17 protein-coding genes are annotated in these 12,662 nt (G+C 67.4%); 8 read left to right on the top strand and 9 right to left on the bottom strand.

Translation table 11 applies throughout. The features are described from left to right. Positions 1–60: 60 nt before the first annotated feature. Complete coding sequence (locus ACFV6H_RS01750) at positions 61–489, bottom strand: ester cyclase (RefSeq protein WP_385537298.1); 429 nt, start codon at positions 487–489, stop codon at positions 61–63. Positions 490–602: 113 nt separating this feature from the next. Between ACFV6H_RS01750 and ACFV6H_RS01745 the strand changes: the two genes are divergently transcribed. The 4 genes from ACFV6H_RS01745 to ACFV6H_RS01730 all read left to right on the top strand — a co-directional run bounded on the left by ACFV6H_RS01745 (position 603) and on the right by ACFV6H_RS01730 (position 4,203). Further along, on the top strand, positions 603–935 hold the full coding sequence (locus ACFV6H_RS01745) for a helix-turn-helix domain-containing protein (RefSeq protein WP_256097965.1): 333 nt from the start codon (positions 603–605) through the stop codon (positions 933–935). A gap of 150 nt (positions 936–1,085) precedes the next feature. After that, a complete protein-coding gene (locus ACFV6H_RS01740; RefSeq protein WP_385537294.1) occupies positions 1,086–2,537 on the top strand; it encodes an MFS transporter in 1,452 nt (483 codons plus the stop codon). An 8-nt stretch (positions 2,538–2,545) separates the two neighbouring features. Then, entirely contained in the window at positions 2,546–3,337 is a 792-nt protein-coding gene (locus ACFV6H_RS01735; RefSeq protein ID WP_385537291.1) for an SDR family NAD(P)-dependent oxidoreductase, read from the top strand. Continuing rightward, positions 3,334–4,203: an SDR family oxidoreductase gene (locus ACFV6H_RS01730; protein ID WP_385537288.1), complete on the top strand. Its 870-nt coding sequence runs from the start codon at positions 3,334–3,336 to the stop codon at positions 4,201–4,203. The genes ACFV6H_RS01735 and ACFV6H_RS01730 overlap by 4 nt, the downstream gene beginning before the upstream one ends. Positions 4,204–4,381: 178 nt before the next feature. On the opposite strand, the gene ACFV6H_RS01725 is transcribed toward ACFV6H_RS01730, so the two are convergent. The 3 genes from ACFV6H_RS01725 to amcB all read right to left on the bottom strand — a co-directional run bounded on the left by ACFV6H_RS01725 (position 4,382) and on the right by amcB (position 6,491). Then, entirely contained in the window at positions 4,382–5,068 is a 687-nt protein-coding gene (locus ACFV6H_RS01725; protein ID WP_385537285.1) for a pentapeptide repeat-containing protein, read from the bottom strand. Between the two features lie 74 nt (positions 5,069–5,142). Beyond that, positions 5,143–5,334: a multiple cyclophane-containing RiPP AmcA gene (amcA, locus tag ACFV6H_RS01720; protein WP_385537282.1), complete on the bottom strand. Its 192-nt coding sequence runs from the start codon at positions 5,332–5,334 to the stop codon at positions 5,143–5,145. Then, positions 5,331–6,491, bottom strand: coding sequence for a cyclophane-forming radical SAM peptide maturase AmcB (amcB, locus tag ACFV6H_RS01715; RefSeq protein WP_385537278.1), 1,161 nt, complete (start codon positions 6,489–6,491; stop codon positions 5,331–5,333). Before amcB ends, amcA begins: the two co-directional genes overlap by 4 nt. Before the next feature lie 172 nt (positions 6,492–6,663). Here amcB and ACFV6H_RS01710 point away from each other — a divergent pair, with 172 nt between their 5' ends. Continuing rightward, positions 6,664–7,629, top strand: coding sequence for a helix-turn-helix domain-containing protein (locus ACFV6H_RS01710; RefSeq protein ID WP_385537275.1), 966 nt, complete (start codon positions 6,664–6,666; stop codon positions 7,627–7,629). A gap of 23 nt (positions 7,630–7,652) precedes the next feature. Continuing rightward, on the top strand, positions 7,653–8,192 hold the full coding sequence (locus ACFV6H_RS01705) for a peptide deformylase (RefSeq protein WP_385537272.1): 540 nt from the start codon (positions 7,653–7,655) through the stop codon (positions 8,190–8,192). Between the two features lie 55 nt (positions 8,193–8,247). Here the strand turns inward: ACFV6H_RS01705 and ACFV6H_RS01700 are convergent, their stop codons facing one another. From ACFV6H_RS01700 to ACFV6H_RS01690, 3 genes are all read right to left on the bottom strand, one after another. After that, positions 8,248–8,466 (bottom strand): DUF397 domain-containing protein, encoded by a 219-nt coding sequence (locus ACFV6H_RS01700; RefSeq protein ID WP_385537269.1) that lies wholly within the window; start codon positions 8,464–8,466, stop codon positions 8,248–8,250. A gap of 167 nt (positions 8,467–8,633) precedes the next feature. Further along, positions 8,634–8,852 carry a DUF397 domain-containing protein gene (locus ACFV6H_RS01695; RefSeq protein ID WP_385537266.1) on the bottom strand — a complete coding sequence of 73 codons (219 nt, stop codon included), beginning with the start codon at positions 8,850–8,852 and terminating at the stop codon, positions 8,634–8,636. Positions 8,853–8,857: 5 nt separating this feature from the next. Then, positions 8,858–9,736, bottom strand: a complete 879-nt coding sequence (locus ACFV6H_RS01690; protein WP_385537263.1) for a helix-turn-helix domain-containing protein — start codon at positions 9,734–9,736, stop codon at positions 8,858–8,860. Positions 9,737–10,046: 310 nt separating this feature from the next. Here ACFV6H_RS01690 and ACFV6H_RS01685 point away from each other — a divergent pair, with 310 nt between their 5' ends. Beyond that, on the top strand, positions 10,047–10,493 hold the full coding sequence (locus tag ACFV6H_RS01685; protein WP_385537260.1) for an ATP-binding protein: 447 nt from the start codon (positions 10,047–10,049) through the stop codon (positions 10,491–10,493). Then, positions 10,490–10,969: a DUF6415 family natural product biosynthesis protein gene (locus ACFV6H_RS01680; protein WP_385537257.1), complete on the top strand. Its 480-nt coding sequence runs from the start codon at positions 10,490–10,492 to the stop codon at positions 10,967–10,969. Before ACFV6H_RS01685 ends, ACFV6H_RS01680 begins: the two co-directional genes overlap by 4 nt. A 137-nt stretch (positions 10,970–11,106) precedes the next feature. Here ACFV6H_RS01680 and ACFV6H_RS01675 read toward each other — a convergent pair whose 3' ends face one another. After that, a complete protein-coding gene (locus ACFV6H_RS01675) occupies positions 11,107–12,291 on the bottom strand; it encodes a methyltransferase domain-containing protein (protein ID WP_385537915.1) in 1,185 nt (394 codons plus the stop codon). Between the two features lie 5 nt (positions 12,292–12,296). Continuing rightward, positions 12,297–12,440 (bottom strand): hypothetical protein, encoded by a 144-nt coding sequence (locus tag ACFV6H_RS01670; protein ID WP_384975783.1) that lies wholly within the window; start codon positions 12,438–12,440, stop codon positions 12,297–12,299. Positions 12,441–12,662: the final 222 nt, after the last annotated feature.

Here is a 12,662-nt window from a genome sequence, read left to right as displayed (position 1 = left end):
CGGTTCAGCTCGGATCGGCCGGCCCGGCGGTCGGCCGGCAAGCGCCACGCGGCGGCACCGTCAGGAGTCGTTTCCGGCGTTCAGCTGCTGGATGACGCCGTAGTAGTCCTCCAGGTGCCAGCTCCGGACTATGCGGCCACCCTCAACTTGGTGGTAGTCGGAGGCGCGGATCTCGACCTGGCGGCCGGTGGCCGGAATGCCCAGCAGCTCACCGTCGTGGGTGCCGCGCGTGACGGATCGCACGGCCACCCGGTCACCGTCACCGGCGACGAGGACATCCTCGATGGTGAAACTCAGGCCTCCGAGGACGCTGCGCAGGTAAGCGACGGTCGCCTTCCACCCGTCGCGGCCAGGACCGGCATGCAGGGCCGGAAGGGCTTCCCATCCCGGCGCCAGCACCTCGTCCACGAGGTCCGTGTCACCGGTGCTCAGCGGCTGGTAGAAGCGCCGGACGAGCGCCTCGGCCTCGGTCGTGCCATCCACAGACATCGTGCGATCTCCTCATGGGAAGTGGTGGGTCCCGCGCTCGACGTCGTCCGCTCAGCGTCCACGGCAGTGTCGGTACGAGAATCAAACTTAGCGGAGCGGCTACGCTGGGGAACGTGAGTCTGAAAAGCAAATCCATCGAGGCCGGCGGCGGTCGCGGCTGCCCGATTGCCGCCGCGCTGGACGTCGTCGGCGACCGGTGGTCCCTGCTCGTACTCCGCGATCTGTCTCGCGGCGTCCATCGCTTCAACGACATCCAGGCCAGGACCGGTGCGCCCCGGGACAGGCTCGTGACCCGGCTGCGCGAGCTGGAGGAGGCCGGCGTGATCACCCGCCGCCGCTACTGCGAGCACCCGCCGCGCGACGAGTACGTCCTCACCGAGGCCGGCAAGGCCCTCGCGCCGGTGCTCCGCGAGCTGGAGATCTGGGGCGAGAATCACGCCTTTTGAGGCCTGAGCTTGAGGCCTGAGCGACGACCGGGCCGAGGCAAGCCGGGCGGGCGATGCCCAACGCCGCGCCGGAGTTGGTGCGGCTTTCAAACTCAGGTGTTAGCGTGGCCAGTGAGTCCGAAAGTCAAACCGTCCGTCTGGAAAGTGACCGTGACGAAAACTGGCGCCGAGCGCCATCAGTCCCATCCCGCCGTTCTCCTGGTCGTCCTGTGCGTAGCGACCTTCATGAGCGGCCTGGACGTATTCATCGTCAACGTCGGGCTCCACCCGATCGGGGAGGCCCTGGGTGAGCGGTCCCTTGCCGATCTGAGCTGGATCCTCAACGCCTACGCCATCGTGTTCGCCGCGCTGCTGGTCCCGGCCGGGCGGCTCGGCGACCGGTACGGCGTCAAGCCGGTGTTCCTGCTCGGCCTGGCCCTCTTCACCGTCGGCAGCCTGGGCTGCGCCCTGAGCGGGGACGTCTGGCTGCTCGTCGGGCTGCGCTGCCTTCAGGCGGTCGGGGCCGCGGCCCTGGTGCCGACGAGCCTCGGGCTGGTACTGACGGCCGTTCCCCTGGAGAGGCGCCCGCGCGCGATCCAGTTCTGGGCGATCAGCGGCTCGCTCGGTGCGGCGGCCGGGCCGGCGCTCGGCGGGCTGCTGGTGGAGGTCTCCTGGCGGTGGATCTTCGTCGTGAACGTCCCGATCGGCATCGCGGCGCTCGTCGTCGCGGCGCTCGTCGCGCCGGACTCCCGGCACAGCACGGAGACCGGCACTCCCGACCTTCTCGGCGGAGCGCTGGTCGTGACCGGCATCGGCGCCCTCACGCTGGCCATGGTCGAAGGGCCGACGTGGGCGTGGGGCAGCGGACGTACCGTCGGCACCTTCGCCGTCGCCCTCGTCGCCGTGGCCCTGTTCCTCGTACGCTCCGCACGCGTGAAGGAGCCGGTCATCGACCTCGCCCTCTTCCGCAACCGGGCCTTCACCTGGGGCAATCTCGCCAACTTCGCCCTCGGTATCTGCTTCGGCACCCAGCTCCTCGGCCTCGTCCTGTGGCTCCAGGAGGGCTGGGGGTGGTCGGCGGTCCGTACCGGGCTCGCCATCGCTCCCGGGCCGGTCATGGTCTCGGTCACGGCGATCGGGCTGCGCCGCTTCCACGCCGGGCTCTCCGACGGGATCAAGACGATCCTCGGGGCGGTCCTCATGGGCGGCGGCGGTGTGCTGATCGGTACGTCGCTGACCGTCCAACCGCATTACGCCGCGGAGATACTGCCCGGCTGGCTCATGGAGGGCGTCGGTGTCGGCCTCGCCATTCCCACCATCATCCGCGCCGCCAGCGCCGGGCTCGCACCGCACCAGACCTCGACGGGCAGCGCCGTCGTGCAGATGGGCCGCCAGCTCGGCAATGTCATCGGCGTCGCGATCCTCGTGATCGTGGTGAGGTCGTCGACCATCATCGCCGGCGACCTCGACCGCTTCACCCTCAGTTGGTGGTGGGCCGGAGCCTTCGCCCTCGTCGCCGCCCTGGCCTGCCTCCCTCTCCTGACACGAGGAAACGAGGCACCGCGCGGCCGTCCAAAGGAAACCGCACAAGACATGAAATCCACACAAGATATAAACCGATAGGAGAAGTCATGGCGTCAGTACTGATCACCGGTGCGTCGAAGGGCATCGGCCGCGCGACGGCCGCGGAGTTCGCGCGTCGAGGTCACCGAGTGGTGGCCACGGCACGTGATCCACGCTCGCTCGCCGGCCTCGACGTCGATCAGCGGCTGCCGCTCGACGTCACCGACGCCGAGAGCGTCGCCGCGGCGGTCCGGAACGCCGGCGAGGTCGACATCCTGGTCTCGAACGCGGGAGTGATCTTCTACGCCGCAGTCGAGGCCACGCCTCCGGAGAAGCTGGCGGAGCTGTTCGACGTGAACACACTGGGCTCGCTTCGGGTGGCCCAGGCCGTCCTTCCCGGCATGCGGGCGCGCGGGAACGGCCGTCTGCTGTTCATGTCCAGCGTCGTCGGGCGCATCGTCGCACCTCCGGGTGCCGCCTATCAGACGACCAAGTGGGCACTTGAGGCGCTGGTCGAGGCACTCGCCATCGAGGTCGCGCCGTTCGGGCTCGAAGCCGCCCTGCTGGAGCCGGGAATGGTCAGCTCGGGAGCACTGGACGCCGTGACCAGTTACGCGCTTCCGGACGACCCGTACCACTCGATCGCCGCACCGGACACCAACGGCGGCGCCAGGTCGGGGATGATCACGCCGGAGGAGGCCGCCGCCGAGGTCGCGGATGCCGCCGAGTCGCCGCGGCTCCCGCTGCGCGTACCTGTCGGCGATGCCGCTCGCGCGATTCTCGCGGCGCGACGTGAGGCGCCCGACACCGTTCCGTTCGTGCCAGGCGGGCCGGCCGCGGCGACAGGAGTAGAGGCATGAGCGGGCTCATCATGGTCACCGGCGCCGGCGGTGAACTCGGGCGCCAGGTCGTGGAGTTCCTGTTGGAACGGGTTTCCGCCGGCCGTGTCGCGGCTCTGGCCCGCCGGCCCGAGGCGCTCGCCGATCTCACCGAGCGCGGCGTCTCCGTACGGCACGGCGACTACGAGGAGCCTGACGGCCTCGAAGCGGCCTTCGACGGCGTGGAGAAGCTTCTTCTGATCTCGGCGAGGTCGTTCACCGACGCCAAAACGGCGCACCGGAATGTGATCCACGCCGCAAAGGCAGCCGGGGTGCGCCACATCCACTACACGGCCATCCAGCGCCGTGCCGACTCGGCCTTTGTGATCCCTCAGGCCACGGAGTGGGACGAGTACACCGAGAAGGAGCTGACAGCTTCCGGGCTCGACGTCACCGTACTGCGCAACTCGCAGTACCTGGAGTCGTTCGACAAGCTGATCGGCGAGCTCGCTCCGGACCGCATCATCCGCGTGCCCGCCGCCCACACCCCGACCGCCCTGGCGAAGCGCGGCGACATGGCCGAAGCGACCGCCGCCGTCCTCACCACCGACGGCCACGCAGGACACAGCTACACGCTAGCGGGCTCCCACGCTTTCACCCTCGATGACGTCGCCGCGATTCTCGGCGAGCTCACCGGCACGCCCGTGACCTACCAGGACACCCCGATCGAGGACTACGTCGCCGCACGCCTGCAAGCAGGGATGCCGGAACCCTGGGCATGGTTCACCGGCGCCTGGTTCCAGGCCATCGCCGCCGGCGAATTCACGCCCACCGCCGACATCGAGCGCCTGATCGGCCGCCCTACGACGTCACTCCGAGCGTTCCTCACACAACAGCGGTCCCGCTAGATGAATGAGTCCAAGGGGTGTCGTTGTGCGGCAGCGCGTGCCAGTTACGCGCCGGGAACTGTCACCGGACGGCCACCGCTCCCGGCGCGTTGGCGAGGATCGGCGTCGGGGGGAGACCACGGCTTCGCCCGGGAGACGCCGCGGCCCCTGCGTGCGAGCCGGTGGTCGCCGAGCAGTGTTACGCGTCGTCGAAGTCTTCGCCGAAGGTGATGTCCAGCTCGTCCGCGAGCGCTTCTGCGAGCTGAATGGTCTGGTGCCTGTCGATGACGACCTGTTTGAGTGCGCTGACGCCACGCACCTGGGAGAGGTCGTTGCCACGGAAGTCGCAGTCGCGGTACTTGCCGCCGTCGAACTCCGTCAGTCGCAGGTCGCAGCCGTCGAAGAGGCCACCGGCGAGGTCGGCCGCCGTGAACGTGGTTTCTCGCAGTGAGCACTTCGAGAAGATCACCGGTCCAGTGGCCCGCATGCGTTCGAAACTGCTGTAGTCGAACTTGCAGTTCTCGAACAGGACGTTGTCGAGCGTGAGATCCTCGATCAGCGCACCCATCAGCTTGCAGTCGGTGAACGCGGCGCGAGAGATCTTGCTTTCTGTCCAACGCAGTGACGACAGATCGCAGTGTGACAACTCCACGGAGTCGATGCGGAGCTTGTCGAACCGGGTACGTTGTGCCTTGAGGCCGCTGATGCGTCCATCCATCAGATGGGTGTCCGCCAGGTCGATCTCGCGCAGATCGGCATCGGCGTAGTGGAATTCCGCGACCCTGCCACGCCCTCCTTCGAGCGAGGCGAGGCTGGACAGATACAAACCCGGCTCGTCCAGGGCAGGGAGGGTGACGCTCGTACGGCGGATCGCGCGGGTGTCCATCAAGATGCCTTCCAGCGAGGAGCCTGCCCCGTACCGTCGGGTCACCCGAGGGCAGTGACCCGACGGCGGCAGATCTACTTCTTCTTGTTCCAGTTGTCCCAGGTCGGTCGGTTGTCGAACCGGGCCGGGCTCTTGGGCCAGTTGTCCCACGTGGGGCGGTTGTCCCAGGCTCGGTCAACGTTCTCGGGCTGCGGGGCCCAGCGATTGAATATCAGCTCCGCCACGACAGGCGCGTCGGACGCGGCCAACAGCTCCAGGATCGTCATACGGTTTCTTCCTTCTCCTTGGCCGCCACGGTGGACAGGGCGGTAACCAGGGCTTGCCGGGTAACACGGCAATAGTTGGTCTCCGTCGTCGCGAGGCTGCCGTTCTCGAAGTAGCGGTTGGCCGCTTGGGCTCCACGACAGAAGTCGAAGAACTCGCATCCGGCCCGACAGCCCTCCAGCCCGGCAAGAAATTCTTGGACGTACCGCAGTCGGTGCGCGCCGCCCAGGATGTCGGTCAAAGGTCGATCGAGGACACTGCCGGCCAGAAAGTTGCCGTACTCGGCATCGATGGTGTCCGCCAACTCCGGGGAAAGCAGCACCACATCCCCGTTCCAGGACACGGTCGGGATGGGGTCCAGCCGACGACGGTCCCAGTCCACCCGCTGTCCAGCGCGGATCATCCGCAGATATTCGCCCAGGTACTCCAGTTCCCGCACTTCCAGCTCACCGGGGTGGCACCGGGACCACTCCAGGGTCCGTCGCCAGAAGGTCTCGGCCTGCTCCGGGGTGGGCTGCTGCCGGTCGGTGTTGATTCCTTCGGCCTCTTCCATGTTGAAGCCCACCGACCGACAGCCCAGACCGGCCATGAAGTCCAGTAGCTCCTCCGGATGATCAATGCCGTCGGTCCCGACCACCGCGATCACCGAGAAAGGGATGTCGTGTACGCGCAGCCGGTCGATGCCTCGGACGATCCTGTCGAAGGCGGGACGGCCACGGAGATCGACGCGCTGAGAGTTGAGAGCGGCCGGGCCGTCGATGCTCACACCGACGCGGAACTCATGCCTGGTCAGCAGCTCGCACCAGGCCTCGGTGATCAAGGTGGCATTCGTCTGCACATAGTGGCGGACACGGCCCACGCGGCGCAGTTCTTCGAACGGTGTCAGAAGTGCGGTGAACTTCCGCGGCCCCAGCGCCAGGGGCTCCCCGCCATGCCAGACGATGTCGATGGGATGAGCACCGTCCGCGAACGCCGCGACCGACTCCGCCAGGGCGTCGGAGACCTCTGCGGACATCTCGTGCTTGAGCCTCCGGAAAGGCAGATAGCAGTAGGTGCAGTCCAAGTTGCACCACGTCGTGGGCTGGACCACAACGGTCTGCGGCTTGGCCGTGAACCACTGGGAGTAGCGCGGACGCTGGCTGAAGGGGTGAAGTGACATGGCCTTCCTCACTGGCCGGGCCGACCGAGCACGGCCGAGGCGAACCGGCGCGGGGACATCCCTGACCGGCCAGGAAAGCAAACCCTGAGCAGGCAAGGTGAGGGGATGATGAAATGAGGTCACTCATGGTTCATTCATTCTCACCAATCAGTGATCGCTCCGGGGGCTGTTGATGGACGCTGAGCAGACCGGAGCCATCACCGTGGAGCAGGCTGCCGAGGCGTTCGCAGCCGAGGTCTCCTACTGGCGCGAGGTCCGTGGGCTGTCCAAGCGGGCACTCGCCACGGCGATGGGTTTCGATCCCTCGTATGTGAGCCACATGGAATCCGGCAGGCACAAACCGAGCGAGGACTTCGCCCGCCGGGCGGACGAAGCCATGAATGCGGGTAAGGCGATCTGGCGCCGCTGGAGCGACTACGAAGCCGCCAAGACCCGTACCGGTGTCCCGGCAGCGCCGGTACCACGCCGGGTGGAGCAGCCGTACGCGACCGGATCCACGCTCGTCGTCGAGCACGATGCCGCCCGCCTGGACTACGACGGCAGCCGCTACCGGCTCACCATGCGCCGCCGCCTGCGCAACACCGGCACGGAGCCGGTGACCCGGTATTTGATCCGTATCAGTGTCGACCGCTATCCGGGCGATCCGGAACAATCCAACGCTCACTACCGCGAACACCCCCTGACCTGGGACGAGTTGAACTTGGTCGCCAGTTGCGCCGGGGAAGGGATGCGGTGGGAAGCCAAACACGACCGCGACGCCTTCAAAGAGGTGTGGCTGCTGTTCGAGAACGAGGACGGCCGCTTCCCGCTCTATCCGGGCGAGTCCGTGTGGATCACGTACGCCTACTCGGTCAGTGACAGCAAATGGGGCCGCTGGTTCCAGCGCGCCGTACGGCTTCCGACCGAACATCTCGAAGTCCAACTGGCCTTTCCCAGCGGCCTTGATCCAGTGGTGTGGGGCACGGAAACGTCGATGACCGCTGAGGCGACGCCGCTGCGGAGCGCCGCCACCCGTCACGACGACGGCGAGATGTGCCTCTTCTCCTGGTCAACATCCGCTCCAGCACTGCATGCCCGGTACCGTCTCGAATGGCGTTTCCGGGCCAAGCCCGAACAGGATCAAGGGGAGTTCAGGTGACTCAGGTGCGGCCCAGTGAACAGATGCGTGAGCTTGGAATCGTGCAGTGCGGCTCCCCCGTGCTCACCGAGTCTGCCCGTCCGTTCGGCCTGCCGGACGAACGAGGCGAGGTCGAACGTGTCACCGACCGGCTCTTCGACTCGATGGAGCGCGTCGGTCAGGTGCATCCGTTCGCCAAAGGCATGGGCATCGCAGCACCGCAGATCGGTACGGCACGCGCGGCGGCCGTCGTCCGGCCCTCCGGATCCGACGCGCTGCCGATCGTCCTGCTGAACCCCCGCATCACCATGTCGTCCGACGAGACGGACGAGCAGTACGAGGGCTGCCTGAGCTTCTTCGACGTCCGCGGCCTGGTGCCGCGACCCCTGCGCATCACGGTCGAAACCGCCACGCTGGACGGGAAGACAGTGAGCACCGTGTACGAACGCGGCCTCGCCCGGCTGATCCACCACGAGATCGATCACCTCTACGGCCTGCTCTACACAGCCCGGATGCGGCCAGGTGTGGAGCCGATCCCGGTCGAGGAGTACAGGCAGACCGGCCGGGCCTGGGCGTACGAGTAACTACCGTGTGCCGGGTGTGGGCTGCTGCCGGGGTGGGAGCGGCCCACATCGGCGGTCATCGTCCGGCGAACTCCCCGTCGTTGAGAGCGGTCACGAAGGTCGTCCACGCGCCGCCGGTCAGCACGAAGGCGGGCCCCTCGGGGGCCTTGGAGTCACGGACGGCCATGGCGCCGCCGGTGAGGCGGGCGCCCTCGACGCACATGCCGTTCTCGTCGTTGCTGTAGCTCGACTTGAACCAGTGGGCCCCAGTCAGCACGTCCGAGGTTGTCGTCACCGAAATCCCAGCTCCTGCGCATCGGTGGGCTGCTTTCGGGGAGGGAGCAGCCCACGTGGGTTGTACGGGTCGGTCCTAAGCGGGTGCGGCTATCGCGCCGTTGTTGGGACGGGTGGCTTCGATGCGCTGCTCGGAGTCGCAGCTCGGACTGAGCAGGCGGGTAGGAGTCATTGCTCCGCGAACTCCCCTCCGCCGAGGGCACGGACGAAGGCCGTCCATGCGCCACCGGCCAGAACGAAGGCGGGCCCGTGCGGGTCCTTGGAGTCGCGTACGGCCATGGCACCGCCGGTGAGACGGGCGCCCTCGACGCAGTCACCGCCCTGGTTGTTGCTGTAGCTGGACTTGAACCAGTCGGCATCGTTCAGTGCGTCGGCCGTGGTCGTCATCGGGATCAAAGCTCCTTCATGGCTTTCTTGATCAGGTCCAGGGACTCCTGCGGTCCCGGAGCAAGCGCTTCCAGGTCGTTGAACGCCTCTTCGTGACGCTCCACGTCCCCCTCGTGCCGACTCACCCAGCCGTCGGCAAGGTTCTCAAAGTAGATGATCGGCTTGAGAGCGATCCGATCACGGAAATGGAAGATCGTGAACGCGCCGTTCATCCCCGGATGATCGCCCAGCTTGAAGGGAACGACCTGGATCCGGATATTGGGGGCAGACGCGATCTCGACGATATGGGCAAGCTGCGCACGCATGACCTCCGCGCCTCCGACCTGCCGGTGCAGAACCGCCTCGTTGATGATCGCCGTGAGTTTGAGCGGGTTCTTCCCGTGCAGGACCGCCTTCCGCGTCATCCGTACGTCGACCACGCGATCGATCTCTTCGCTGTTGAGGCCCTGGTGCGCACGCTGATGGATCACGCGCACATATGCCTCGGTCTGGAGCAGGCCAGGAACGTACTCGGACTCGTACTTCTGCACTGCGGAAGCCGTGGCCTCCAGACCCAAATGTGCTTTGAAGCCGGCAGTAATGACCGCGCGGTACTGCGCCGACTGCCACCAGTCACGCTTCCTCTTGGTGACGGCCGCGTACTCCATGAGCAGTTCCGTCCTCTCCGCGTCCGCTCCGAAGATCTGGCACAGCGCCATGACGTCCGCCGTCTCGACAACAGCGTTCTCGCCTGTCTCCAGCCGGGTCAGCTTCGACGGGCTCCAGAGGAGCTTCCTCACTACCTGACGCGAGGTCAGCCCAGCGTTCAGGCGGAGTTGGCGCAGTTCGCTGCCCAACTGCAGACGGCATAGAGCAGGCGATGCCGACTCGATGTCCGTAATCATCCGCGGTCCTCCTTGTGCACTCAGTGTGTGGGCGTTCGTTCGGCCTCCGCAAGGAACGTTCTGCGTCAGCGCGGGAGCGTGCTCCGATTCGCATGAACTGCCCCCGTGCAGGCGGGAGTTCACATAAGAACTTGCTCGCGGAATCTCGCCGGAAGCGTTCCGGGAGAGCCGGATCTGGTGCGAGGCTATACCCGCATCTCACCGTGTGCATCTAAGTCGGCACATTCGGTGAGCAAGCTGCGCGCACCCGGCGCTGGGCCGATGGCCCGCCCTGCGGGCAGTCCCACCAGATCGACGGCAAGGACTCGCGATGACTCCTCTGACCCAGAGCGCACATCCCGCCCAACACACCGGCGTTGGGATACGGGATGCGCTGCACCTGAGCCTGTCGTTCCGGCCGGATGCTCAACGGCCTCAGCAGACACGGCGGATCGTCGGCGCGGTTCTGCGGCAGGGCGTTGGGCTGGGTGGGGACGAGGTCGAGACCGTACAGCTTCTGGTCAGTGAGCTGGTCACCAACGCGGTGGTACACGCGCGCAGTGAGCGCGTCCGGTTCTCGGTCTCGTACGACCTCGCCGGCGAGGTACGGATCGAGGTGGACGATCACTCCCCGGCACGTATCCAGCTCAGACGGCCGGGACCGGAGGAGGAGAACGGGCGAGGAATGCTGCTGGTCGCCGCGCTTGCGCGTGCGTGGGGCAGGCGTGGGACGTGTACGTGGTGCACGGTCGCCGTTCAGGAGGTGGCCGGCGCGTGACGCTCAATCGCCGTACGCCTGGCACCCATTGGCACTGGCGAGCGCTGAGGTTCGCCACGGACACGGCGTCGCTGCGCCGGCTGGTGGCCGCGCTGTCCCGTCGACCCACTGATCGGTCCGCCGGTCGACCCGCCAGTCGGTCCATCGACTGTCCCGTCGACCTCGCGACCATCTCGTACACCGTCGAGAAGGCCCTCGCCCGCCAGGTCGGCCTTCCCAAGCGCGCCTGGGTCGACACCACGACACACGAACTCCGCGGCCACCTTGCCCTGCTCCTGGGCGAAGACCTCGGCGACACCGATACGCCACAGGCGCGTGCCCTGTACAGAACCGCGTACGCGCTGCTCGACCGCGACGCCCGGCCCGATCCGTACGTCTCGCCTGCCCACGCGTACGACCACATGCGGGCGTTGGCGTGGTCCACCCGCACGTTTGCTGCGCTCTACCAGCGCCGCCAGGAGGAGCGTAAGCAGTGAGGCCCGTCGTGGCGCAGGCCCTCTATGTCGTCTCGGTGACCGTGCTCGGCGGTTCGATCGCGCTGGCGCTGTTGCGCGGCTGCTGACCGGCCGGCTGCTCACCGGCCGGCCGCCGCGCCACAGCACTCACTCGCTGGTCACGGCTCGGCGAACGGCAGGATGTCCGACGGATCGTCCAGCCACGGGCGCGTACTGCCGTCCCGGTCCACGGTGAGTCCGAACCGGTCGTACTCCGGTCTGCCACGGTCGATCCACCAGGTCAGGGCCCGCTCGACCTCGTCCCAGAGGCGGCGGGACCCGGACTGGTAGACCGTGGCGTCGGCAGTCCCGGCGGTGAAGATGACGGCCGCCCATGACCGGCTGCGGAAGTCGAGGAACCACGCCTTCGCGTCGCCCGGCCCGCCCGAGTCGCCCTGATTGACGACGTGGGCGCAGTCGGGGACACACAGCCCCATGACGAAGTCCGCCGTGTCGTAGCGGTTTCCGACGTCCGCCGCGGTGAGAGCCGTTGTGGAGACGTCGGCGTCGCCGGGGAACTCCTTGACGTGCCCTCGGAACAGGTCCCAGTCGAGCCGCTGATCCCGGAGTTTCATGAACTCCACCATGTCGAGAAAGGGGCCTGTTGCCCGGCCGTCCTCGCCAACGGTCAGGCGGACCAATCCGTCCTGATGGCTGTAGTGGGTGCCCCATGGGACGAGGATGATGCCGCCCGGGCGCGTCTGTTCGAGCCAGCGTGGCGGTAGCGCCCGTACGCCTGCCGTCGCGATCACCCGGTCGTACGGCGCTCCCGCCTCCCAGCCATCCCGGCCGTCTCCTTCGACCACCAAGGGAGATAGTCCGGCTCGCGCCAACGCCTTCGACGCGCGCGCCGCGACGGCCGGATCGATCTCTACGCTGACCACGTTGGCGTTGCCCAGACGGTGGGCCAGGAGTCCGGCGTTCCAGCCGGTGCCGGTGCCCACTTCCAGCACGCGCATGCCGTCGCTCACGTCGAGATCGCACAGCATGGACGCGACGACAGACGGCATGCTCGCCGAGCTGGTCGGCTTGTCTCCGGGCTGGGTACCGGTGTGCTGTCCGTCGTCCCACTGGGTGATCAGCGGAATATTCTCGTACGCCGCCCGCTCCCAGCCTGCGGGGTCATCGTCCCTGGCCACAGGCTCGCTCCGGCCGGTCGACGTGTCGTACGCCCAGAAAAGATCCGGCAGAAACAGCGACCGGGGCACGGCCCGGAACACCTCGGCCCACTCAGGCGTAAGAACGCCGCGTTCGAGGAGGCGCCGTACCAGCTCATCGCCGGCACGGCCCTCCTGCCCAGACATGAGTGTCACTTGCGGTGTTTCCCATCCCCTTCGGGCGACCCGCCGTCCGGATGCGGTTCGAGGATCGGCTTCCAGGGCTGGCCAGGGAGCTTGTCCTTCTCCTCATCGTCCCCGTCGTCTGAATCCCCGCGCGTCGGTCCGACCGTCATCAGACCCTCCTCCCTCGGATTCGCACACAAAGTCGCGATGATGCGCTGATATGTCGCCTCCCAAGCAAGTGAAGCAGCTGACGGCCGCGCGCGTACGGGCATGGCGCCTACTCGCCGCCGCCCAGCGCACGACCGAGGCCCCCGTGGGTAGGGCGGGCACTCCAACGGGTGGTCGGCTGGCCATTTGCCGCGCGCGGGGCATATGCGCGAAATGGTGGAGGT

The organism is Streptomyces sp. NPDC059743 (genome assembly GCF_042732975.1).
Taxonomy (GTDB): domain Bacteria; phylum Actinomycetota; class Actinomycetes; order Streptomycetales; family Streptomycetaceae; genus Streptomyces.
This window is presented reverse-complemented; position numbering and strand designations above follow the sequence as displayed.

Excerpts from the sequence above, each read along its gene's own strand:
- ACFV6H_RS01670 (WP_384975783.1), bottom strand. The coding sequence starts at position 12,440 with ATGACGGTCGGACCGACGCGCGGGGATTCAGACGACGGGGACGATGAG.
- ACFV6H_RS01685 (WP_385537260.1), top strand. The coding sequence starts at position 10,047 with ATGACTCCTCTGACCCAGAGCGCACATCCCGCCCAACACACCGGCGTT.
- ACFV6H_RS01750 (WP_385537298.1), bottom strand. The coding sequence starts at position 489 with ATGTCTGTGGATGGCACGACCGAGGCCGAGGCGCTCGTCCGGCGCTTC.
- ACFV6H_RS01735 (WP_385537291.1), top strand. The coding sequence starts at position 2,546 with ATGGCGTCAGTACTGATCACCGGTGCGTCGAAGGGCATCGGCCGCGCG.
- ACFV6H_RS01690 (WP_385537263.1), bottom strand. The coding sequence starts at position 9,736 with ATGATTACGGACATCGAGTCGGCATCGCCTGCTCTATGCCGTCTGCAG.
- ACFV6H_RS01705 (WP_385537272.1), top strand. The coding sequence starts at position 7,653 with ATGCGTGAGCTTGGAATCGTGCAGTGCGGCTCCCCCGTGCTCACCGAG.
- ACFV6H_RS01730 (WP_385537288.1), top strand. The coding sequence starts at position 3,334 with ATGAGCGGGCTCATCATGGTCACCGGCGCCGGCGGTGAACTCGGGCGC.
- amcA (WP_385537282.1), bottom strand. The coding sequence starts at position 5,334 with ATGACGATCCTGGAGCTGTTGGCCGCGTCCGACGCGCCTGTCGTGGCG.
- ACFV6H_RS01695 (WP_385537266.1), bottom strand. The coding sequence starts at position 8,852 with ATGACGACCACGGCCGACGCACTGAACGATGCCGACTGGTTCAAGTCC.
- ACFV6H_RS01725 (WP_385537285.1), bottom strand. The coding sequence starts at position 5,068 with ATGGACACCCGCGCGATCCGCCGTACGAGCGTCACCCTCCCTGCCCTG.
- amcB (WP_385537278.1), bottom strand. The coding sequence starts at position 6,491 with ATGTCACTTCACCCCTTCAGCCAGCGTCCGCGCTACTCCCAGTGGTTC.
- ACFV6H_RS01675 (WP_385537915.1), bottom strand. The coding sequence starts at position 12,291 with ATGTCTGGGCAGGAGGGCCGTGCCGGCGATGAGCTGGTACGGCGCCTC.
- ACFV6H_RS01710 (WP_385537275.1), top strand. The coding sequence starts at position 6,664 with ATGGACGCTGAGCAGACCGGAGCCATCACCGTGGAGCAGGCTGCCGAG.